The organism is Shewanella sp. S1-58-MNA-CIBAN-0166, assembly GCF_040310085.1.
GTDB lineage: Bacteria > Pseudomonadota > Gammaproteobacteria > Enterobacterales > Shewanellaceae > Shewanella.
This window is the reverse complement of record NZ_JBEOPN010000012.1, coordinates 1-24,045: the sequence shown is the minus strand read 5'-3', so window position 1 is coordinate 24,045 and position 24,045 is coordinate 1. Positions and strand designations below refer to the sequence as shown.

Genomic DNA, 24,045 nt, shown 5'->3' with positions numbered 1-24,045 from the left:
GCACTTGAAATTACAGCTATCGAAATTGCCGCACTTAACAGCTACCGCCAATTAAGCGATCACTTGATTAAACACTTCAACATGATGTGATTCAACCAACTCAGGCATTACATTGTGGAAATAATGCTCAATAGCATCTTTAGCGCAATGTTGATCAAACGCAGCACGATCGACAAACTTTTCCACAAAGGCAACTTTGTTGTCGTTATCTACACTGATATTCAATTCATAACGAATACAGCCTGATTCACGACGAGTATCAGGGATCAAGCTTGCCAATACCGCCACTAACTCATCACGTTTTCCTGCTTTCGCCACAAATTGAGCGACACACACAATTTGCTGGGTATTAATTACATAATCTGACATCGTTTTTCCTTAATAAAATCTACCCAAATCCAAAGAAATAGCGGCTTAACGCAGAGTTGATTATATTATCTCTGAATCCAACGCTACTCATACCAATTAGCTATTATAGATTAATAACATATCAAGATGCTCAATGCCGTCTTCAAGGTACACATCTGAATTCACAACAAAACCATGTTGTTGATAAAACTGACGTAAATAATCTTGTGCCCCAATCTGAATATTGTCTGTTGGCCAATGCCGTTTTGCAATGGCTATGGCACTTTGCATTAATTGATTGGCCACGCCCTGACCACGGGCAGATTTTGCAACGGCAACACGGCCAATACTCGCTTGAGGGTAACTAATATCGGGCGCTAACACGCGGCTATAAGCCTCTATATCACCCTGTTCATTCACTCCCAATAAGTGCCTGGTTTGCGGATGTTTATCTTTTCCATCTAATTCAGGATAAGGACAATTTTGTTCAACCACAAAGACATCTACACGCAATTGCAATAAGCCATAAAGCTGCTCTAAAGACAGCTCAGTAAAACCAACATCTAGCCACGTTAATGTCATCTCTCACCTTAATTTATTGCTATCAATTAAGATAATACTAACATGATTAATGCATTTCATTAGGCTGATCTGAATCACTTTTCGCCACGGGTTTACGGATCAATAAAACCGCAACAACTGCAATCAATAGAAAACATGCCATGATAAGAAACACATCATTATAGGCTTGAATATATGCCTGCTGTGACATGTTTTTAGCAAGTAAAGCATAGGCCTGTGAGTTAGCACTCACCGCATCAGAACCCGCAATTTGCAGTATCGAACTGGTATGCTGAATATAGTTATAAGCTTGGGCACTGACTGCTGGCAACGTCTCTTTAATATGGGCCAAATGAACTCGAGCCAAATTATCGGTTAACGTTGCCACCAGCGCGATACCAAAAGCCCCACCTAAATTACGCATCACATTGAGCACTGTCGATGCAGAGGCATTTTCATGTGCTTGAAGATGCATTGTCGCCAAAATACCAATAGGCACTAAAATAAACGGCTGTCCTAACGCTCGTACTATTTGCGAAGCAATCATTTGATCGCCAGCGTAATCCATGGTCATATGGCTATTCATATAATAACTGGTCGCAAATAAAGCAAACCCAAGTGCAGCCAAATATCGCGGATCAAACTTCTGCATTAATTTAGGCACTAATGGCAGTACCAGCAACTGCGGAAAGCCCATCCACATAATCACTTCACCGATTTCTAACGGGGTATAATCATGAATTTGTGATAAATACAGCGGGATCATATAAATCGCCCCAAATAGGGCCATCCCCAGTAAGAAATACGCCACCGTAGATAAGGCAAAGTCTCGCTGAGCAAGCAGACGAATATTCACTAATGGCTGAGCTTTACGTAACTGGATCCAAATAAACAAGCTGATATTGATCGCGGCAACAATGGCGAGGTTACGAATAAGATCAGAGCCAAACCAGTCTTTACGGTTGCCCTCTTCTAGCACAACTTCTAAACAGCCCATACCCAACGCCATGGTGACAATGCCTGAATAATCAGCGTCTTTTAACTTATCCCAAATGATTGGTTTGCGCTCTAAACCATAAGCCAACATCGCCATCACTAATAAGCCTGGTGGAACATTGATATAGAATAAATAATGCCAGCTAAACTGTTCGGTTAGCCAACCACCTAGCGTCGGTCCAATGGAAGGGGCAAATGTTGCGGTTACCCCAAACAGAGCCATACCCATGGCGCGTTTATTGTCGGGTAAAAACTCAAGAATTAATCGAAATGCTAACGGAATTAATGCCCCGCCAAAAAATCCCTGCAAGGCACGAAAAGCGATCATTGACTCAAGGTTCCAAGACATTGAGCACAATATAGAGGCCACAATAAAGGCAGCGGTAGTCCACAGTAAATAACGGCGAGTCGATAACCCAGTACTTAACCAACCAGATAAAGGAATGGCAATCATTTCAGCCACTAAATAAGCGGTAGCAATCCAACTGCCTTCTTCTAAAGTGGCGCCTAAACTACCTTGAATTTCTTTCATCGACGCATTGGTGATTTGAATATCCAAAATAGCCATAAAGGCACCGATTAAGCCGCCCGCAACAGCTATCCAAGAACGTTTGCTACCGCGCTGATACCCCGTCGGTTTATCACTCACAGTACTCATAGGGCCGACTGGTGATACATCTGCCTCAATGGCTGACTGGCTCATATTAATGCCCTGCAGTCACAGACATTGCTTGACCAGCTGTTGCCTTAGCGAGTTCGTGAGATTGGGTTACAGACTCTGTATCGACTTCAACCACAGCGCTTAATCCTGGTAAAATACGCCCAATAGCAGATGAGGGTTGATCACGTTCAAGACGAATACGCACCGGAATACGTTGAACAATTTTGGTAAAGTTACCGGTCGCATTCTCTGCGGGTAACAAGCTAAATTTAGAACCCGATGCAGGTGCTAAACTGTCGATAAATCCGCTAAACACATCATCAGGATAAGCATCTAAACTCACCTTAACGGCTTGTCCGGCTTGCATGTGCTCAATTTGAGTTTCTTTAAAGTTAGCCGTAATCCACACTTGTGCATCTGGCACTAAGCTAAACAATGCTTGCCCTGGTTGAACATACTGGCCCACCATTGCACCACGCTTACCTATAATCCCTGCAAAAGGTGCAGTAACACGTGTATCCACCAATTGAATATTAGCCAACTCGACACTGGCCATTGCCTGATCGACATCCGCTTGTACTTGTAATAATTGCGCATTAAATACCGACAATTCACGCTGTTTAGCCACTAATGCGGCTTGCGCCTCATCGACATGAGCCGATGCTGAATCGAAACCTGCCTGAAGTTGGTCAACATCATTTTGTGAACTGTAATTACTGATTTTTAATTTCTGTGAACGCTTCAATTGTTGTTGCGCAATTAACTGCTCTGACTGTGAAGCCACAACGGTAGCCTTCGCTTGATTAATTAATGCCTGTTGTAAATCAACCTTTGCCGCTAGAGTTTGCAAGTTTGCTTGGGTACTCGCTAACACAGCTTTGCTTTGAGCCAGCTTGGCAACAAATTGGCTGTCTTCCAATTGAGCCAGCAGTTCACCTTTGTTGACGTGTTGATTATCAACCACAGCAGATTGCACAATATAGCCGGGAACTTTTACACTGATATTGGAAATATCAGCCTCAACATACGCATTGTCCGTTGACTCGATATATCGAACTTGTGACCACCAATAAACGCCTGCAACAACTAACACAACGATAATACCTGGCACTAACACTAACCGCTTATTGATAGACATATTTGACTCCTAATTTATTCTGCTCTAGTTTACTACTGTTTCCTTAAGTTTATTAGATAGTAAAAATTCAACCCACTGTTTCACAGGTGTAACAATATGGATCTCAATCGCGTTCAAATATTCTCGCAAGTCGTAGAACAAGGTAGTTTTACCGGTGCAGCCAGAGCACTGGGAATAACCAAAGCCACTGTGAGTCGTAAAATCGCAGATCTAGAAGCCGATGCCGGTGTGCAATTACTGTTTCGCACCACAAGGTCATTGAAACTCACTGAAGCGGGTTCAAGTTATTACCATCGCATTAGTAAAATTCTACAAGATTTACAAAATGCCGAAGATCTTCTCAGTGCGAGCCAGCAAGACATCAAAGGCAATTTAAAAGTGATTTGCCCTATCGAGCTAGGACAATTATTTTTAGGTCGTATTCTTGCGCGGTTTCTGGCGGCTTACCCTAATATCACCATCGATGCAGAACTGACTAACCGTAAAATTGATGTGATTGAAGAAGGGGTCGATTTTCTATTTCAAATTACCGAACAACGTGATCCTAAGCTGCAAAGTTACTCGTTAGTCACCGCTAGCCGGTTGTTAATGGCAAGTCCAAATTACCTTAAGCGTCATGGCACACCACAAATACCGCAAGATTTAATGTTCCACACCGCAATTAAGTTACAGTCGGCCCACATTGATGGTGGCTGGCGTATTTTTGATGGCAGCCAATGGCTTGATCTCGATCCCCCTGCACAGCTAAAAGTCAATAATGTCACCTTTGCCCGAGAGGCTGCTATTGAAGGTTTAGGCATTACTGCGGTACCGGTTTTTATTGCACAAGAAGCCATCGACAGTAAGCAACTGATACCGATATTAGAAGACTTTCCAATGATGCAAACCAAGGTCACCCTGAGTTTTCCACAGCGCGTATATTTACCCCGTAAATACCGAGTGTTTGTAGAGTTTTTATACGCCGCCTTGTTTGAGCATTGGGGCGAAGGTGTACTTGAGATCCCCGATTTTGTCCAACAAAGCAATCATAATTAAAGATGAGTTTTTAAGCACAAAATAATCTATAGAATAAATAGATATTTTTAACTGACTAGGTGCTAGTATCAACTTAATAAGGTGATTAATTTAGATCATAGAGGTAAGTTCTCGCACATCATTAATTCGCAATATCAATGATAAGTTTGGTTCAGTAAATTGTTCAAAGGCTAAGTAAGTATTAAGTGGCTGATTCATTAGCACCTTCGATACTAACAACAAAAATTACCATTTATTAGTTACGCATTATGCGTGCTAGGAGTCATACAAATGAGCAAAGAACGTAATAATTCAAAAGAAGCGAAGAAAAAGCCGGCATTATCTTTAAAAGAGAAACGTGCGGTTAAGCAGTCGAAAAATTCACCTGAAAATTTTGCCAGTAAAATCAAATAATTTATACGTCGTTTAGCGGATAAATAGCTTGATGTAACCATATTGAGCACATAAAAATACCGAGCTAATTGCTCGGTATTTTTGTTTGGAACCTATTGATTAGCACTCTAGATACAGCACCAGCACTCTACTTAACAAAGTATTAGAACTTGTACTTCACGCCCACTTTAAGCTGCCAAGCTGATTTGTTGATGTCATAAGTATCGTAATTGTTAGTCTCAATACCATCTTGGCCAAATGGAACAGAATAAGTATAAACTCCCGTCGCCGCATTGTAGTCATGATCAACCAACTTAGCGCTGTTAAAGCTTTGGTATTCAACCACGCCCCAATCTTCATTAACTAGGTTAAGTACGTTTTTGATATCGAAGTATAAAATACCTTTATGCTCGTCAGTAAACCCTGGTAATTCTTGCGTAAAGCGGAAGTCTAGCTGATGTATCCATGGTTGGTTGTCGGTGCCTTTTGGTGCTATACCACCGGCATATTGGCCTAAACCTATTTCATCAATTGCCGCTTTAAACTCCTCATAAGTTAATCCACCAGCATACTCAACATTAGCATCATCAGCACCTGTTGGAATGTAAGGTAGATAATATGATGCGCCAGCAAACTTGCTTTGGTCACCTAAATTGCCATCACGATATGAACCTAGTGTCCACGTTAATGGGTTACCTTCACGCGCTTCGTAGAATAAGTTAAAGCTAGAGTTGTAGCCTGCAACAAACTCTACGTCATAACCCAAGCTAAAGGTGAAGCGATGCGGTGTTTCATAATAGCCAGTGCCCATAGTGGTGCCATTACGATCATATTGTACTGGGGTATATTGATAGTTAGACGTTGCAGTAGACGACGAGCCTTGGTTGCCTTCTTCAACTGAGTTATAAGCATAACCTGCACGCATGCTAAGGCCCATATCCCACTCTTTGGCAATCGACAAACTTAACGTCTTACTGGAGCCATCATCTTCAGCATTGGTTAACATGAGGTCATAACGCTCGGTATTACCACCAGCACCATTATTTGCTAATGGGTCCCAGGTTTCATAAACCACACGGCCAGTGGCATCGGTTTTCACTTGGCGACGGGCTAAATCAACCCATGCTAAGTCGTTTTCTTTTTGAATGTATAAAAATTCACCACCCACAAACCAATTATCACCTAAGGCACCTAAATCCCACGTACTGTCAAAACCAATACTTGCACGCCAGTCTGAAGGTAACTCAAAGTTAGGGTCGATGGCATTAACATTACCGTCGCCACCCACTAAACCCGCTTGAGCATCTGCTGGAACATTGCCAAAATCTGGAGTGCCCCATACTGGGTTCCAACCTTCGTTATAGCTTAATAAGCTGTTGCCATCATTTGAAAAGCTATTTGAAATCCAAACAGATGGTGAGCCACCACTGTAACGGCCTACACCACCGTATAAGGTCACATCATCACTTAATAGGTATTTAAGCCCTACACGAGGTAACCAAATATCTTGGCCATCTAAGGTTTCGTTGTTAGCAAACCCATATCGATTAACAAAGTTTTCATTAATGGCTGGAGTATCTGACATGCTAATGGTTTCATAACGCATACCGAACGTGAGCTCTAAATCGGCCGTAATATCCCATGAGTCTTCAACAAATAATGCCAAGGTGTCCATGTTAAAACTGGCACTCACATCATTTGGATTACCCGAAGCCGCATTTTGATAACGGAAACTATCGACGGCGCCTGCCGCTAAGTTATCAATAGAATCAAACTCCCAATTGCCCAACACATCTTGAGCAAATAAGTTGAATATTTCAACGCTATTGTACTGAGCACCAAAGCCAATATCGTGGTCGCCTAAGTAATAATCACCCACAAAACGTAGCTCAAGATTTTGGTTATTTAATTCATTTGCTTGGCGAGAACTGTCAGTGCCAAAAATGACTTTGTCACCTGACTTTTCGAAGGTTTGTACCGACACCATACCTATGCCTAAATCATCAATGGTTTTCGATTTAGTAGTGGTATCTTTGTAAGCGATTTTGATTTCAGTACTAAAATCGTCAGTCCAATCGCTGTATAAGTTGGCGGCGTAGGTTTCTAAAGTTTCTTCTTTGTCATACCAAGTGCTTGATAATTTTAATAACGAATCACCTGATGACATGTTGTTGGTTACATTACCTATGGTCGATTGATAAGTAAAACTGGCACGGTGTTGGTCGTTAATATTCCAATCCACTTTAGCTAAGATTTTTTCATCTTTTTCTTGTGGTGAGGTGGTGTAACCGCCAATGCTATCAAGACCATATATAGACTGAGCAATTTGTTCTATTCGAATTAGATCTTCTGAGGTCACATCTGACTCATTGGCAAAACCAGCGCCCTTTGGCCCCCACTCTGCCGACGTTGGTGCATCAAAGTTTTCATATGAGCCAAAGAAAAACAAAGTGTCTTTAATCAGAGGAAAACCAACCGTGCCGCCGAATGTGGTCTCTTCAAAATCTTGGGTTAAGGTGTCACCAGAGTCCTGGTCTTTACCATCACCCGCCATGCTGTCGTTGGTGGTTTCCCAAAAAACAGTCCCGGATAAATCATTGGTGCCCGACTTAGTTACTGCATTAATTTGTGCGCCGGTAAAACCACCACTACGAGCAGAGTAAGGCGATACGTTAAGCGCTACACTCTCCACGGCATCGATAGAAATAGGTGAACGCTGAGTTGGGTAGCCATTTGAATTAAGTCCAAAATCATCGTTTTGAGAAATACCGTCTACCACAAAAGTGTTAAAACGTGGGTTCATGCCCGCCACGCTCATTGAAATACCGTCGGTACCCACAACAGCCATTGGGTTTTGGCGCAACACATCTTTTAAATCACGGCTAATACCGGGTGCGTTAGCGATATCTTGCTCACCAAAGTCACTGTTACCGCCGGCGCTGCGATGAAAGCTTGCACTGCCAACGACACCAACACGCTCCATCGTAAAAGTGGCTTCTAGTGTGCGGTTAAAACGGAATGTTTCGCCTAATCCTAAGTAGACATTGTCTTCAACTGTGTCAGCAAACACATCAGAATCGACTTTAATAATGTAAGGACCACCGACACGTAAACCGCGGGCAGTAAATTGCCCATTAGCAGAAACAGGAACTTCGGTAACGGTACCGGTAGGCTGATGGATAATAGTAATTTTTGCATCAGTAACAGCATTACCAGCAGGACCTATAATCTGACCACGAATATCAGATGCGGTATCTGCCGCCATTGCAGGTAAAGCAATTCCCATAGCAAAACATGTCGCGAGCGCGAGACGACTGATTTTATGATTAAGCAACATTTCAAACCCCTGAATATTTTTATATTTTAATGTTTAGTTACCCGTTTATCGGGCTTAGTAAATCAATAGAGCAAAAACTTCAGGGCGAAGTCTAAGGACGATATGTTGCATTTTAATGTCATTTTTAAACGAAAAAATTAACCGCAAAACAACTTTGGAGTAACACATAAATGTCATATTGTTGCTATATAGTCGCGACTCAAGTCTGTGTCACGTAACAATAATTTCATACGCTGGCACATTAAAGACGCTGTTATTGCCTTAACAACAATGAATTGGAAGTTTTATGAAATCGTCTGTTTTACTGAATAACATGTTATTGCTAGTGGGCAGTGTATTGTTCACCTTAACGTTCAGCCTACCTGCCAAAGCATTTGGTCAATTAGGCCACAGAATTGTAGGCCAAATCGCGCAAGCCAATTTATCCCCGACAGCTCAACAGAAAATAAACCAACTGACAGGTGGCGAAAGCTTAGCGCAAATGTCAACTTGGGCTGATGAAATCCGCTCCGACAATACTTGGGATCGCGCTGCGCCATGGCATTACATTTCAATTGAAGACGATGAGTCGTGGAAAACGGTTAAGCGCAATGCTGATGGCGATATCATCGAAAGTTTGCAACGATTTGAAAAAATATTAGTAAACCCTAAAGCCAGCCAACAAGAGAAATGGCAAGCATTGGCATTTTACGTACATTTTGTCGGCGACATTCATCAACCACTACATGTGGGTCACAGCCATGATAAAGGTGGGAATACAATTAAACTCAAGTGGTTTGGTGAGCACACAAATTTGCATACTGTGTGGGACAGCAAACTAATTGAACAGCAGCAGTTAAGCTTTACAGAGTACAGTGATTTTTTAACGCGTATTAGCGAACAACAACGCAAAATGTGGAGTGGTCAAAGCTATTATCAATGGGCTGATGAGTCGAAAGCATTAAGGCAAAGGGCTTACCAGCTCGAACAGAATTATCAAGGTGAAGACGATTTACGTTTTAACTATGTATTTACCCATAAACCCATTATCGAGCAGCGATTGCAGCAAGCTGGCATTAGATTGGCTGAAAAACTCAACGCTATTTTTAACTAGCACTTTTCTGACTAGAGTTATTGCTTACCAGTACTCGTTTCGACTGACACTATATTGTGAATTAATAATGTTTTAGCCTAATAAAAAGCCAGTGATATTTATCACTGGCTTTTTATGTGCTTAATTCGCGATGGTTAACAAGCTTTAGCTAACACGCTTTAGTTAACTCGCTATGGTTAACATTTGGTTTAACTTATTACGAGCAACAACCTTTCTCTTTATTGCCTTTTGGGATCATGTCCCACAATACTTTGGCCATTAACACCGCTAGCACGATACCAGAAACCGCCACTACACCTTGAGGTAATAAGGCATGCTCTTCACCAATCTGCGGCATCACTTCAAAACCAAAGGTATCAACTAGATAATTGACCAATACACCAAATACTAACGCCACACCGATAACACCACCTAGATAGCCATATAATGCACGCTTACCTAGCTCTTTAGTTACCACACCTAAAGTTGCAATGTTGGTCGCAGGGCCTGCCATCATAAAGACTAGTACAGCACCTGGTGATACTCCAGCTAATAGCAATCCTGCAGCAATGGGGGTTGAAGCGGTGGCGCAGATATACATTGGGATCGACACGAGGACCATCACTAACATCGCCAGAATGCCATCACCCCACTTAACCAAAAAGTCAGCCGGCACATAAGTCTGCACGATGGCGGCAAAAAATAACCCGACTAATAACCACAAGGTGGTGTCTTTGACTAAATCTGTGGCGGCGTAATGCAAACCCGATAACACACGGCTAAATACACTGTTGTGTTTCAACTCTGTTGCCATATCTTGAGTCGATGCGCAGCAACTGGCTTCATCACTACTTTCACTTGGTACCTGGCTTAGCGATTTCGAGGCGCAACAACTGCTTGTTGCTGCCACTTCAGCTTGCACCTCAGGTTTGCTACTGCAACAGCTTGATGCAACCGTTTTAGCTTTTGTCTCATCTTTTACATCGTCTTTTACATCGTCTTTTAATGTAGTACTGCAACACGCTGAGGATGTAGATTCAATTGGTTTATCTGCAGTTTTACTGCCACAACAACTCTGCTTTGCTTCTGTAGTATTAGCTGAAAATGTACGCGCTGGCGTCATCGGGCTTAATACAGACTCATGCTTAACGGGTTCCGACTTAATCGCAGTCATTTTTACGCTAGCATTTTGCATTGTACCAGCAGTTGTTTTACATGTTGATGTCGCTTCAGAGCTGGCGTCTGAGCTAGCAGTTGATTTAGCTGCGCAGCATGATACCGGCTTGGCACTCGCTGATGAATCAGTGGCTGTTTTTACTTTAGTAGATGCTGACGCAGGAATACCATCATCGTCATCTCGGCCCACTAATAAACCCGCCACTATCGCACTGGTAATCGCCGCAATCGGGCGCACAATCGCCATAAAAGGCCCGAGTAAAACATAGGATACGGTAATTGAGTCAACGCCAGTTTCTGGGGTAGACACTAAAAAAGAGGTTGTCGCGGCTTTTGAGGCGCCAGCTCGACGCAAACCTACTGCTGCCGGAATAACGCCACACGAACACAAAGGTAAAGGCGCACCTAATAATGCCGCCTTCACCACCGTTTTCATTCCATGACCGCCGAGTTGCTTTTGCATCCATGCCATCGGCACAAATACTTTTAACAAACCTGCCAGCACTAAGCCCAATAACAACCAAGGGGCAGACTCTAAAAATAAATGAAGGAAATTGGTCAATAACATACTTAATCCTTATGACCCAAATTAGCAAAATGATGATGTTCTTTTTTAGCAATAATATGCTTGTCTGACGACTCTAACGCTTCGAGTATCGAGCAATGCTCGGCGCTATCTGGGCCACCACAACAGGTATTTGATAAACTTTTTAGCGATGTCGCAAAATGTTGTAGCTCAGCTAATTTCGTTTCTACTTGCTCAAGCTTAGTATCGACTAAACCTTTAACATCGGCACAGGCTCGATTAGACTTATCAACCTCAATAGATAGCAAATCGTCGATATCCTTAAGTGAGAAACCCACCGCTTTGGCACGTAAAATAAATTTAAGTCGTTCGGAGTCGCTGTGGTTATACAACCGATATCCGGCATCAGATCGGCTTGATGGCGACAGCAAACCATGTTTTTCGTAAAATCGTAATGTGTCAGCTTTGATGTCATACAAGGCTGAAAGTTCGCCTATTCGATACATATGTTAATTCACCATCGTCATCTGAATTTTACCTGAGTATAAACCTTGGAGTTTAATCTAAGGTCAAGGGTTGTTGGGTGATTATTTTTGCGTACCTTTGTTCTTATTTCAATATTGTGAAATCACACAGAAAAAACACCCAATAGAAGCGGTTTACGATAAAATACGCCCGCCTGATCACAACACAGTAAGCCTCGACGGTGTTAAGCAATCTAAAAAACACTATGAGGGACTTTGGTAAAGCAGACTTTAATTGACTCTGTTTTACTAAAGCTCCTTAAAATCAAACTAGCGGACCTGTACCTACATGAATAATGTCAGACCAATTCGTCGCGCGCTATTAAGCGTATCAGATAAAACTGGAATCCTTGAGTTTGCACAAGCGCTGCATGCACAAGGTGTTGAACTCTTGTCTACGGGCGGTACTGCAAAGTTACTTGCAGACAATAATATCCCGGTAATGGAAGTGTCTGACTACACGGGTCACCCAGAAATTATGGATGGTCGTGTTAAAACCCTGCACCCAAAAATTCACGGTGGCATTCTTGCTCGCCGCGGCATTGACGAAATCGTCATGGAACAAAACGCCATTAAGCCAATCGATTTGGTTGCGGTTAACTTGTATCCATTTGCTGAAACCGTTGCCAAACCAGGCTGCACCTTAGCGGATGCTGTTGAGAACATCGACATCGGCGGCCCAACGATGGTGCGTTCAACCGCTAAAAACCACAAAGACACTACGATTGTGGTTAATTCAAAAGATTACAGCCGCGTGATTGCAGAAATGCAAGCCAACAACGGCAGCACCACCTTAGAAACGCGTTTTGACTTAGCCATTGCAGCCTTTGAACATACCGCTGCTTATGACGGCATGATCGCCAACTACTTCGGTACTATGGTGCCTGCGCACAGTAACGACGAATGTCATGACGATTCAACGTTCCCACGTACTTTCAACAGTCAGTTTGTCAAAAAACAAGACTTACGTTACGGTGAAAACAGCCACCAAAAAGCGGCGTTTTATGTCGACACGCAAATTGATGAAGCGTCTGTTGCCAGCGCGATTCAGCTACAAGGTAAGGCGTTGTCTTACAACAATATCGCCGACACAGATTCAGCACTTGAATGCGTTAAAGAATTTGAAGGCCCTGCCTGCGTTATCGTTAAGCACGCCAACCCTTGCGGTGTGGCATTAGGCGCTAACTTATTAGAAGCTTACGACCGCGCATTTAAAACCGACCCAACATCAGCGTTTGGGGGCATCATTGCCTTTAACCAAGAGTTAGATGCACAAACGGCGCAAGCCATTGTTGACCGCCAGTTTGTTGAAGTCATCATTGCCCCTAAAGTGAGCCAAGCCGCACGCGCCATCATTGCCGCTAAAGCAAACGTGCGTTTACTAGAATGTGGTGAGTGGAATACAAAAACAACTTCACTTGATTACAAACGCGTTAATGGTGGCTTGTTAATACAAGATCGCGATCAAGGCATGGTGAACCTAGAAGACGTTAAAGTCGTGTCTAAGCGTCAACCAACGGCTGAACAGTTAAAAGACTTAATGTTCTGCTGGAAAGTGGCTAAGTTTGTTAAATCTAACGCCATTGTTTACGCCAAAGACGGCATGACTATCGGTGTCGGTGCTGGCCAAATGAGCCGCGTATATTCAGCTAAAATAGCGGGAATAAAAGCTGCCGATGAAGGCCTAGTGGTTGAAAATTCAGTAATGGCATCTGACGCTTTCTTCCCATTCCGTGATGGTATCGACGCCGCTGCAGCTGCAGGTATTAGCTGCATCATTCAACCGGGCGGTTCAATTCGCGATGAAGAAATCATCGCCGCAGCAGACGAGCACGGTATGGCAATGGTGTTTACTGGCATGCGTCACTTCCGCCACTAATAAACGCTAATATCAAATATGGGTATCGCTTATCAATCATGCTTTTGCTAAATGCTTTTGCAAAAATAGATAACAAGCGATACTTTTTAAATTTTGTTTAAAAGAATTAGAGCATAGCTATTTTTTCTAGTTCAATGAAAGCACGCGCAGCTTATAAGTATAAGTGAGCATGCTTGAAGCAGAAATAGAGAACATAGCGCAGCTACAAAAGGATTAAAGATGCAGGTACTTATAATTGGTGGTGGCGGTCGTGAACATGCTCTAGCTTGGAAAGCGGCTCAGTCTGCTCAAGTAACAAAAGTGTTTGTTGCACCCGGTAATGCTGGTACGTCTTTAGAACCTAAGTTAGAAAACGTTGCTATTGATGTCGAACAAATTGACGCACTTGTCGCCTTTGCCAAAGATAACGCCATAGCGATAACCATCGTCGGCCCAGAAGTGCCATTATCGCTAGGCGTAGTTGATGCCTTTAATGCAGCTGGTTTAGCCATTTTTGGCCCAACCAAAGGCGCGGCACAGCTTGAATCTTCAAAAGCTTTTACTAAAGACTTTTTAGCGCGCCACAACATTCCTACTGCTGACTACTCAAACTTCACTGAGATTGCACCGGCTAAAGCTTATGCGGCAATATTAACCGCTAAAACGGGTTTCCCTGTCGTGATTAAAGCCGATGGCTTAGCAGCGGGTAAAGGTGTAATCATCGCAGCAGACCAGGCAGAAGCCGATGCAGCCATTGATGACATGCTAGCGGGCAATAAGTTTGGTGATGCCGGTTCACGCGTAGTGATTGAAGAGTTTTTAAAAGGCGAAGAAGCCAGCTTTATCGTGATGGTAGACGGCAAAAACATTCTTGCTATGGCCACCAGCCAAGACCATAAAGCTCGTGACAATGCTGACCAAGGTCCTAACACCGGCGGAATGGGTGCATACTCACCAGCTCCTGTGGTAACACAAGCAGTACACGACTGGACTATCGCCAATGTTATTCGCCCAACGGTTGATGGTATGGCAGCTGAAGGTAATGTTTATACTGGATTTTTATACGCAGGCCTGATGATTTCACCAGACGGTAGCGCCAAAGTGCTTGAATACAACTGCCGTTTTGGTGATCCTGAAACCCAACCAATTATGATGCGCTTGCAGTCAGATATTGTTGAGCTTTGCTTAGCTGCGACTCGTGGTGAGTTAGATAAAGTCACTGCAGAATTTGATCCTCGTGCAGCTGTCGGAGTCGTCATGGCTGCAGGTGGTTATCCTGACGCGTACAACAAAGGCGACGTTATTGACGGCTTAACCCTTGGCGACACTAACGGTAAAGTGTTCCATGCGGGTACTAGCATGAAAGACGGCCATGTTGTCACTAACGGCGGCCGCGTATTGTGCGCCACCGCATTAGGCAACACAGTGACTGAAGCACAGCAATCAGCTTATGCATTAGTAGATGCCATTCATTGGGATGACGTGTACTTCCGTACTGATATTGCTTATCGCGCTATTGCTCGTGAACAAGCTAAAAGCTAATAGTACATTGGGTTTAGTTCGTTGAAAAATCCCTGTGATGGCAACAACATCACAGGGATTTTTTATATCTGCTTGTAATGCTGAAGATTAATTACTGTTTACATTATCCATAATCCGCAATTTTTATGATTTAGATCACAAAAACGACTCTGTTCAAGGCGCAAGCTAGTAACTGAAAGGGAGTGTGATTACCTTTGCTGTTATTCAAACTCCTGCACTTTAGCTAACGTACTCGTAATGATTATTGGAGGATTAAATGAGAGTTAATACCAGCGACCTAATTTATCAAGGTGAAAAATCAGGCGTGCATAATTGGAATACCTTCTCGGGCAACTCTTTCTATTGGCATCCAGATTGGTTACATATTGCAGAAGATATGACAGGCCATAAAGCCCTAGAAAAAATTGATATTACTGAAGGTGAAGCCACTAAAACTGATGCCGAAAATGCCATCTTAAAACATTTGAATAAATAACTTGCTTAATATTGCCATTAATAGCCATAAACTGTGTATCTAAATCTATCAAATCTGCACGTTTTCATGAGGATACTTCTGGTCCCACCAGATATCCTCAGCGGCTATTTATTCACATTAACCGACCTATTTGACATATATAACCACGCAAAGTAATTAACCAAGCATACTACTCAAAAGCTGCAGCAATCTGCCCATCTATAAATTATTACTCAAGCCTAACAATGTTCGACTTAACAGGCATTTTTATGTCAGGATGTGCTTCTGTTACAAATAAGTTACTAACTTATTATAATAACACTTAGCCAACTCACACGAATGAGATATTGGTCAAAAATAATAACAACAAAGGAAGTAGTATGTCTCAATCGGCGTCGTTCAAACCGTCTTCATCGGAGCACAAGCAACCCAGCTTACTTGATGCACTAATCCCCGTTTTTGCCCTTATTCTTATGCTCGCGGCAGCGGTTTATCTGTTTTCATCGGATAGCTCATCAGGCGCCAATCAAATCGCATTAGTGTTAGCGGCATGTATTGCAATGATCATCGGTTATAAAAATGGCTATAGCTGGAATCAAATGGAACGCGGTATCGTCAAAAGTATTGGGGTTGCGACGGGCGCATTATTAATTTTATTTAGTGTGGGTTCACTGATTGGTACGTGGATTTTAGCCGGTACAGTGCCGACGATGATTTATTATGGTATGCAAATCCTTAACCCAGACTACTTTTATACTGCCTGCTGTTTGTTGTGTGCGGTGGTTGCACTGAGTATTGGTAGCTCGTGGACCGTTGCAGGCACCTTAGGTATTGCCTTAGTGGGTATTTCGTCAGCAATGGGGCTAGACGTTAACATTACTGCCGGCGCTATTATTAGTGGCGCGTATTTTGGCGACAAAATGTCACCAATGTCTGATACAACAAACCTTGCCCCTGCGGTTGCGGGTACTGATATTTTCAGCCATATCCGCCACATGACATGGACCACTGTACCCAGCATTATCATCGCCCTCATTGGGTTTACTTTTTTAGGCCTTACAGCAGATGCGGTGCCGATAGAAAACCAACTCGCAGATACCTTGGCTTTATTGGATAAGACCTACAGCCCAGGAATACATTTATTGATCCCGTTATTAGTGGTGTTGTATTTAGCTAACCGCAAAATGCCAGCGTTTCCAACGGTCATATTAGGTACGTTAGCTGGCGCGGTGTGCGCAGCATTATTTCAGTTTGATAACGTGATTGCCTTTGTACACGACGACACATTATTGCCAATGGTCGCGCTAGTGAAAGGTTTATGGATAGCCATGTTTGACGGCTATGTCGCCAACACAGGCGATGAAGTATTAGATAATTTATTAAGCCGTGGTGGCATGAGTAGCATGGTAACGACCGTTTGGCTTATTCTTTGTGCGATGGCCTTTGGCGGCGTGATGGAAGTCACCGGATTATTAAACCGTATTTTAGAAAGTATTCTTACCGTCGTCACCGGCACGGCCAGCTTGATTATTACCACCCTGGGCGTGTGTATTGGCGCGAACATTATTACTGCCGATCAATACATTGCCATAGTACTGCCAGGCAGAATGTTAAAGGTGGAATACACCCGCCGTAAATTAGCAGCTGTTAATTTAAGCCGCGCGCTAGAAGACTCAGCAACCGTAACCAGTCCGTTAGTACCCTGGAATACCTGTGGTGCCTTTATGGCCAGTACACTTGGCGTAGCCACTATCGCTTACTTGCCCTACGCCTTCTTTAACTTAGTCTGTCCGTTTATCAGTGCATCTTATGCTTATTTCAATTTCAAAATTGAGCCATTAGACGAAACTAGGATCAGCACTGGCGAAGTCGTTGGTTAACTAAAAAGTCGTCTATTAACCTAGAAATGGGCGATTAACCAAAACGGTCTTTTAACCAACCATAATGATAATAACCCCATTGCCCAAGCCGTCTTGCTTGGGTGAAGGGGAATTTAGGCAAGGGTTGCTGATACAAAGGCAAATTGGGTAAGGTTTCACCGGCAATACTTTGTGCTAAGCGATACGCAGCTTGGCTACTAAAAGACACTCCAGCACCGCAATATCCTAAGCTGTAACCCACGCCACCTTTACTGTACACATGGGGCATGTCATCCATGGCAGCAGCAATCCACCCGGTCCAATTATAGGCCACGGCTTTATTGGTTAAGCTTGGAAAGCACTTATTGAGCGCCATTTTTAAACGCTCACCGTAAACAGGGTTTGCAGCATCTTTGCCCCACACCGCGCCGCGGCCACCAAACAATAAACGGTTGTCGGGTAATAAACGGTAATAGTATTTTAAAATACGGGTGTCCATGGTCACTTGATGAGTATGCAAACCTGCCTGTGCAAGCTCTTGAGCGGTAAGCGGCTCGGTGACAATCACATTGCTTAATATCGGCAAAAACTTATCGTCTATGCGCGGGTTAAACCGTTTAGGCGTATAAGCATTGCCCGCCATAATGACTTTATTGGCAATCAGCTCACCTTTATCGGTAATTAAACGATGTTTACCGCCCTCTTCAATCCACTCTAATACGCAAGATTGCTCAGAAATAGTCACGCCTTGAGCTTGCACCATGTCCTTATAACCTAATAACAATTTAAGCGGATTAAGACCAAAACCGTCTTTTAAACGCAGCGCACCAAAAGCTTGATGATGATCTAAATACTGGGATCGAAAATCTTGGCTTGAAATAAACTCGGCGCCCGAGTCTTGGCTACTGGCTAAGTGTTGTTGAATATAATTAGCGGCATTTTGCAGCGTGACTAAGGCTTTAGGATTATGCGCCACCTTTAAGTAGCCAGCTTCTTGCGGTTCACAGGCGATATTATGTTGTTTAATTAACCCATCGACTCTAGCCACGGCTTGGGTAAATTCATCGTATATGCCCTTGGTCGTTGCTAAGTCCCAACGCTCAGTCATGGCGGCGTACCCTAAACGCCCCGATCCTTTTAACACAAACCCAGCATTGCGCGCACTGGCACCAAAACCGACTTGATTGGCCTCTAACACATGGCAATCTATATTGAATTTGGTTGCCAAATAATAGGCTGTTAATAAGCCTGTGTAGCCACCACCCACAATAGCCACATCGGTTTGTTGGCGGCCAGACAATGCAGCAGCTGGTGCGAGTAAGGCTTGAGTGCTTGCCCAATAGCTAGGGGCAAACGTTTGATTATTAGGATGCGAGTTAATCAGCGGATCGTACATATTGGTCTTCTTTTTTATTATTGATTTAGAGAGCAGACATTAAAATAACAACAGCATTTCACAGGCAACACAGTGGCAATCTTCACCGCATAATACGCAAATATAATCATCACCCATATAACGTTGATGCCAGCGCTGCGGATGCTGTTTAATTAACTTACCACCCGCCTTAGTAAAATATCGCACCGCAGCATTATTAGGGCTTTGCTGCCATAAATGACTCACCCCCGCCTTAGCCCCTTGGGCAATAACCGCAGCTTTAGAGGCAGCTAATAATTTTCCCCCTAGCCCTTGCCCTCGGCCAGATTCAGCAATAGTGTTTGATTTGAAATAACACACATCGTTAAAATCAACGCCCCACTGATCGACAGTGCACCATTGATCTTGCAGCCATTGTCCCGCGGCATACGTTAACCGAAAGCCAATAAGTTGTTCATTTTCAAGCGCGACAAAGTTGGCATTAATGCCATTTTTAATGCCTTTGTGATAAATCGCTGTGAGTTCTTCAATGTCCATATAACCACTGCCGTGGACTATTTCACCTAGGGTTATCACTGCATCAAAGTCAGCGGGAGTCAGTTGTCTAATCATAATCATTATTATTTTTGTTGGTTTGAACTCACTTTATCACACGTTATTATCGTCAAGTTAACGATGTTAATCTTTTGTGATAATTTGGCGATAAGTAGGTGAGATCCATTGTTCATACTGGTTGCAATTAAACAAAGGAGCTCGGTTATGAAACGTACACTAGTGACTGCAAGTCTTATGGCTGCTGGATTATTCAGCCTTCCAACTTTCGCTGCTGATATTGAAGTTAGCGTGACAAACTTAACTCACGGAAATCACTTCACCCCTATTTTGATCGCAGCCCACGACGCTGACAGCCACCTGTTTCAAGTCGGTACCGAAGCTTCTGCAGCGTTACAAAAAATGGCTGAAGGCGGTGACATTGCCGACTTAGATACAGCTGTAACCGGTAATGCAGGCGTAACATCAGCAAATCCGGCAATGGGTTTGCTTGCTGCGGGTGCCAATGTAAGTGGAGTAATGCTTGATACTGGCGACAACACCCATTTATCTATCGTAGCGATGGTGTTACCCACTAATGATGCCTTTATGGGCTTAGACGCTTGGGAAATCCCTACAGAAGCAGGCACGTATACTATGTACGTCAATGCATATGATGCAGGCACAGAAGCCAATGATGAAATCATTAATGGCGGCGGCATGTCTGGCGTACCGGGTATTCCGGCAGCCCCTGGTGGTAACGGCGGAGCTAATGGCACTGGCGTGATGGACAATTCTGACAACAGCAATGTGCATACTCACCCTGGTGTTTTAGGTGACATGGACCCTGCTGGTGGTATGAGTGACTTAGACAGTCGCGTACATCGCTGGTTGAACCCTGTAGCCAAAGTTGTGGTGACAGTAAAATAAGGAGGTAGCCCATGAAACGCACTGACTTTACCCTTAAGCCCAGCTTAATCGCCATGCTGGCTGCTGCAACACTGCTTACTGCCTGTGGTGATGACGATGACGATACCGTTGTTGTTACCCCACCAGCTCCAGTGATGCAAACCTTCACGGTAACCGTGACTAACTTGACGGCTAACCAACCAATGTCGCCCGTTATCTTAGCCTCTCATGCTAGTGATACCATGTTATGGAACGCCGGTGAAATGGCCAGCGAAGCACTTGAGAAAATGGCTGAAGGTGGTGATACTGCCGACATAGCTGCACTAAGCGTGATCAATAGCAGCGTTAACGGCACAGGCTTATTAATGCCTGGTATGTCAGAAACATTGACCTTGACCTTAGATGAAGCCGACGTAGCTAGCATTAGTTTGGCCACCATGTTGGTTAACACTAACGATGCTTTTACCGGTATTAACAGTTACACCATTGCCGGAATGGAAGTGGATGCAACAACCGCGATGAAGTTTATGGCTTATGATGCTGGCACTGAAGCCAACAGCGAAGCCAAAGGTACTATGCCAGGACCTGCTGATGGCGGCGAAGGTTTTAACGCTAGCCGTGATGATGTCGACTTTGTGCATATTCATCCGGGTGTTATTTCAATGTACGATGGCTTAGCTGATTCAGTACTGGGTGCATCGCATCGTTTTGATAACCCGGTGTTAGCTGTCACTATTATGCGTACTGAATAATCTTAATCGGTCGTATCGACTGAATGAATTTCAACCCGATTGAAATTTATTCTCCTCAAAGCGGGTCTAAGTATTAATGCAATTACTGGATTTGCTTTGAGGAAGTCACCATGAATGGAAACGCGAAACATAATGGCCATGTTTGTCCGCAACATATTTTGTTAGTAGAAGACGAACAAGACTTGGCTAAGTTAATCATACTTAACCTCAAAGCACTCAACTACAGCGTCGACCACGCCACCACCTTGAAGCAAGCCATGCACATAATCGAGCATAAAAAGCTCGACCTCATATTAATGGACCGCATGCTCCCCGATGGTGATGGCATTATGTTGTGTGAGCAACTACGCCAAGACGGTAAGGAAGTCCCGTTGATGCTATTAACCGCCAAAGATTCAGAAGCAGATGTGGTACTGGGCCTTGAAGCAGGGGCAGATGATTACCTCGTCAAACCCTTTAGCGTATTAGAGCTGCGCGCACGGGTAAAAGCACTATTAAGACGCGGCAAAGCACAACATGAACAAACCCAACAAATTGAATTTAACAGCGTAACCATTAACTCCAGCACCCGTGAAGTTACCGCGTTTAATAAAGCGTTAACCCTCACCGCCCGCGAATTTGATTTACTGCTATTTTTAGCCAAACACCCGCAACAAGTCTTTAGCCGCATGCAACTGTTAGAAGCAGTATGGGGCTATAACTACGACGGCTATGAGCACACAGTAAACAGTCACATCAACCGTTTACGTAACAAGCTTTCTTTGTGCTCACCTGAACATGATCTTGTCAAAACAGTGTGGGGCGTAGGCTACAAATTTTCACCACCAGAGGTGCAAACCAACTAATGAATCGCTTATTTAATCGGTTGTTTTTAGCATCCACAATCATCGTGTTATTACTGTTTGTGGCGTTATGGCAATGGTTGCAACTTAACCATGAATTCAGCCGTAATCAAATTCAGCAATCACTGCACCTACAACTTGCTGAACACATGGCACATATCAACCCTTTGTTATCGCAAGGGATCACGTCAGACGCCGCGCTTAAAGAAGCCTTTCACGACTTTATGCTGTTAGGGCCAAGCTTTGAAATTTACACCTTAGATCCAGATGGCAAAGTGATTGCTTATGACGCCAAAGAAGAAAAAATTAAAACTCATCGAGTCGATACCACAATCATTCAGCAGTTTTTAAATGGCGACAACCTCCCAGTGCTTGGCACAGATCCGCGCAGCGAAGATACCCACAAGATTTTTTCCGCTAGTAAACTCATCACCGAAGATGGACTGCACAGTGGTTATTTGTATGTGATCATTGGCGGTGAAGATTACGACAGCTGGCAAGCACTTATTAATGCCGAAAACCAACCTAAAATCTGGGGCGCTACAATCGGTTTTTGGATCATTTTTGCTTTAGTGCTATTCGTGATTTTATTGCGCTATTTTACCCGCCCAATCCAAAAGCTCGCTCAAGACTTAACCGAACTTAAAAACACCCCGATGTCAGACAAACTGATGCTCCCCCAGCGCTATCGTGGCAGCTTAGAAATAAGCCAGCTCAGCCATCATATCAATCATTTATTGCAAGAAATCCAATTGCAGCAACAGCAAGTGAAACGCCAACAACAGGCCAAACACGACTTTTTACTGCATTTATCACATGACTTAAAAACCCCACTTACCGCATTGTTAGGTTATATCGATACTTGGTTGATATTACCCGAGCACGAACGGGACGAGGCGCTAATCCAATATGCTGCAAACTCAGGCCAAACCTTACAACAGCTACTGGCACAGTTATTAGAATTGGCCGCCCTCGAAAATGGCCAAATCGATGCGCAACTACAACAAGTCAACCTAAGCGAACTGCTTAGTGATATTGAACAAACCTTTACTCCTCGAGCAAAAAAGCTCGGGGTTCAATTAGATTTTGACATCAACCATGCCAGCCAAATCTATACCGACCCTGCACTAATGCGCCGCATACTCAACAACTTGGTCGATAACGCCCTGCGCTACACTCCCGCAGGTGGCAAGATACAAATCATCAACGCACAACACAATGGCCAACAATGGTTAACCGTGCGTGACACAGGTGCAGGCATGCACAAGCATGAAGTTGATGCCCTTAAACAATTGTCGATGACGACATTGTCGTTTGAAGCGAATCAAAGTCTGCCACAACTCGGCGTCGGACTCGCCATCGTCAGGCAGTTATTGGGCTTATTGAAATGCAGAATTGAAATAGACAGCCAACCAGGCGTAGGCAGCGAATTTAAGATAGAGCTTGTAACGCAGAGTTAATCTCATTTTTTGAATCGCAAATAATCAGCGATTTCATCGTATCTTCAATTGGTACTGACTCAGGTTTGTTTATCATTAAGCTTCAAAGTAAACAAAATCAATTATATCTAAACAGAAGAATTAGAACTAAGTCCTAACAAAAATTAGAGCTACTGTGAGTTAAAAACATGGCCTGCGGCCACTAACGTCGTGGCGCGTCGCCCACACCAGATTAACATCGCAAGGTTCCACCCTGCACGCGCCAAAAGGGGATCAACAGCAATCCCCTCTTGGATCACCCCTGCCGTTCCGGCAACATTTTCGCTATTTAACCAAACAACAGCAGCGAAAAAATTGCGACGGAAATAGATCCAGCTTTTGGCCTCTTTTGAATCTTGCCTCGGCCCATCTTATTAATAAAGAGTGAAAATGCTAACGCTTCCGATGGTACATCCTGTACCGCGAAAGCTAAGCTCACATCTGATAGGCAGGATGCCTGAATGCCTTGTAGCACATGGATGTGCGAGAAAGGCCATGTGAGCTTCACGCTATTTTCTTCAACGGCCTTAAGTTCAGAGTTGAATTGGTCCCTTTTAACGTCAATATACCAACACGTTTATGCCCCAAAGCTTGTTTAGGTTATGGCCTGCGGCCACTAACTTCGTGGCGCTTCGCCCACACCAGACCAAGAGGAAACCAACGGCTGTTCCCTCTTGGAACTCCCAGCCGCCCCGCAAC

The 24,045-nt window shown here is 43.7% G+C and carries 20 protein-coding genes; 11 read left to right on the top strand and 9 right to left on the bottom strand.

Going from position 1 to position 24,045, the window contains the following annotated elements:
- Nucleotides 1-51: 51 nt before the first annotated feature.
- From AAEY99_RS09280 to AAEY99_RS09265, 4 genes are all read right to left on the bottom strand, one after another.
- Complete coding sequence (locus tag AAEY99_RS09280; RefSeq protein WP_351010225.1) at nt 52-369, bottom strand: putative quinol monooxygenase; 318 nt, start codon at nt 367-369, stop codon at nt 52-54.
- A gap of 96 nt (nt 370-465) precedes the next feature.
- Complete coding sequence (locus AAEY99_RS09275; RefSeq protein ID WP_351010223.1) at nt 466-930, bottom strand: GNAT family N-acetyltransferase; 465 nt, start codon at nt 928-930, stop codon at nt 466-468.
- Nucleotides 931-976: 46 nt separating this feature from the next.
- Nucleotides 977-2,563 carry a DHA2 family efflux MFS transporter permease subunit gene (locus AAEY99_RS09270; protein WP_192115782.1) on the bottom strand — a complete coding sequence of 529 codons (1,587 nt, stop codon included), beginning with the start codon at nt 2,561-2,563 and terminating at the stop codon, nt 977-979.
- A 46-nt stretch (nt 2,564-2,609) separates the two neighbouring features.
- Nucleotides 2,610-3,704 carry an HlyD family secretion protein gene (locus tag AAEY99_RS09265; protein ID WP_351010221.1) on the bottom strand — a complete coding sequence of 365 codons (1,095 nt, stop codon included), beginning with the start codon at nt 3,702-3,704 and terminating at the stop codon, nt 2,610-2,612.
- Between the two features lie 96 nt (nt 3,705-3,800).
- Between AAEY99_RS09265 and AAEY99_RS09260 the strand changes: the two genes are divergently transcribed.
- A complete protein-coding gene (locus AAEY99_RS09260) occupies nt 3,801-4,739 on the top strand; it encodes a LysR family transcriptional regulator (RefSeq protein ID WP_101086231.1) in 939 nt (312 codons plus the stop codon).
- Nucleotides 4,740-5,009: 270 nt separating this feature from the next.
- Entirely contained in the window at nt 5,010-5,132 is a 123-nt protein-coding gene (locus tag AAEY99_RS09255; RefSeq protein WP_011635985.1) for a hypothetical protein, read from the top strand.
- A gap of 142 nt (nt 5,133-5,274) precedes the next feature.
- On the opposite strand, the gene AAEY99_RS09250 is transcribed toward AAEY99_RS09255, so the two are convergent.
- Nucleotides 5,275-8,448, bottom strand: a complete 3,174-nt coding sequence (locus AAEY99_RS09250) for a TonB-dependent receptor (protein WP_351010219.1) — start codon at nt 8,446-8,448, stop codon at nt 5,275-5,277.
- Nucleotides 8,449-8,734: 286 nt separating this feature from the next.
- Between AAEY99_RS09250 and AAEY99_RS09245 the strand changes: the two genes are divergently transcribed.
- On the top strand, nt 8,735-9,541 hold the full coding sequence (locus AAEY99_RS09245; protein ID WP_162022233.1) for a S1/P1 nuclease: 807 nt from the start codon (nt 8,735-8,737) through the stop codon (nt 9,539-9,541).
- Between the two features lie 196 nt (nt 9,542-9,737).
- Here the strand turns inward: AAEY99_RS09245 and AAEY99_RS09240 are convergent, their stop codons facing one another.
- Nucleotides 9,738-11,264, bottom strand: a complete 1,527-nt coding sequence (locus AAEY99_RS09240) for an SO_0444 family Cu/Zn efflux transporter (RefSeq protein ID WP_162022232.1) — start codon at nt 11,262-11,264, stop codon at nt 9,738-9,740.
- Between the two features lie 2 nt (nt 11,265-11,266).
- Entirely contained in the window at nt 11,267-11,728 is a 462-nt protein-coding gene (zntR, locus tag AAEY99_RS09235) for a Zn(2+)-responsive transcriptional regulator (protein WP_351010217.1), read from the bottom strand.
- A 307-nt stretch (nt 11,729-12,035) separates the two neighbouring features.
- Here zntR and purH point away from each other — a divergent pair, with 307 nt between their 5' ends.
- The 4 genes from purH (at nt 12,036) to nhaC (ending at nt 17,480) form a co-directional block, all read left to right on the top strand.
- On the top strand, nt 12,036-13,625 hold the full coding sequence (purH, locus tag AAEY99_RS09230; RefSeq protein ID WP_162022230.1) for a bifunctional phosphoribosylaminoimidazolecarboxamide formyltransferase/IMP cyclohydrolase: 1,590 nt from the start codon (nt 12,036-12,038) through the stop codon (nt 13,623-13,625).
- Nucleotides 13,626-13,844: 219 nt separating this feature from the next.
- A complete protein-coding gene (purD, locus tag AAEY99_RS09225) occupies nt 13,845-15,146 on the top strand; it encodes a phosphoribosylamine--glycine ligase (RefSeq protein WP_162022229.1) in 1,302 nt (433 codons plus the stop codon).
- Between the two features lie 256 nt (nt 15,147-15,402).
- Complete coding sequence (locus tag AAEY99_RS09220) at nt 15,403-15,621, top strand: hypothetical protein (RefSeq protein WP_192115397.1); 219 nt, start codon at nt 15,403-15,405, stop codon at nt 15,619-15,621.
- A 359-nt stretch (nt 15,622-15,980) separates the two neighbouring features.
- Entirely contained in the window at nt 15,981-17,480 is a 1,500-nt protein-coding gene (gene nhaC / locus AAEY99_RS09215; protein ID WP_351010214.1) for a Na+/H+ antiporter NhaC, read from the top strand.
- Nucleotides 17,481-17,514: 34 nt separating this feature from the next.
- On the opposite strand, the gene AAEY99_RS09210 is transcribed toward nhaC, so the two are convergent.
- Both AAEY99_RS09210 and AAEY99_RS09205 read right to left on the bottom strand, forming a co-directional pair.
- Nucleotides 17,515-18,855 (bottom strand): NAD(P)/FAD-dependent oxidoreductase, encoded by a 1,341-nt coding sequence (locus AAEY99_RS09210; protein WP_351010212.1) that lies wholly within the window; start codon nt 18,853-18,855, stop codon nt 17,515-17,517.
- Between the two features lie 39 nt (nt 18,856-18,894).
- Nucleotides 18,895-19,452: a GNAT family N-acetyltransferase gene (locus tag AAEY99_RS09205; RefSeq protein ID WP_351010210.1), complete on the bottom strand. Its 558-nt coding sequence runs from the start codon at nt 19,450-19,452 to the stop codon at nt 18,895-18,897.
- Nucleotides 19,453-19,593: 141 nt separating this feature from the next.
- On the opposite strand from AAEY99_RS09205, the gene AAEY99_RS09200 reads away from it, so the two are divergent.
- The 4 genes from AAEY99_RS09200 to AAEY99_RS09185 all read left to right on the top strand — a co-directional run bounded on the left by AAEY99_RS09200 (nt 19,594) and on the right by AAEY99_RS09185 (nt 23,328).
- Nucleotides 19,594-20,295 (top strand): spondin domain-containing protein, encoded by a 702-nt coding sequence (locus AAEY99_RS09200; protein ID WP_351010208.1) that lies wholly within the window; start codon nt 19,594-19,596, stop codon nt 20,293-20,295.
- 11 nt (nt 20,296-20,306) lie between these two features.
- A complete protein-coding gene (locus AAEY99_RS09195; protein WP_192115394.1) occupies nt 20,307-21,026 on the top strand; it encodes a spondin domain-containing protein in 720 nt (239 codons plus the stop codon).
- Nucleotides 21,027-21,136: 110 nt separating this feature from the next.
- Nucleotides 21,137-21,871 carry a response regulator transcription factor gene (locus AAEY99_RS09190; protein ID WP_162022223.1) on the top strand — a complete coding sequence of 245 codons (735 nt, stop codon included), beginning with the start codon at nt 21,137-21,139 and terminating at the stop codon, nt 21,869-21,871.
- Nucleotides 21,871-23,328 carry a sensor histidine kinase gene (locus tag AAEY99_RS09185; protein ID WP_351010206.1) on the top strand — a complete coding sequence of 486 codons (1,458 nt, stop codon included), beginning with the start codon at nt 21,871-21,873 and terminating at the stop codon, nt 23,326-23,328. Before AAEY99_RS09190 ends, AAEY99_RS09185 begins: the two co-directional genes overlap by 1 nt.
- Nucleotides 23,329-24,045 lie beyond the last annotated feature (717 nt).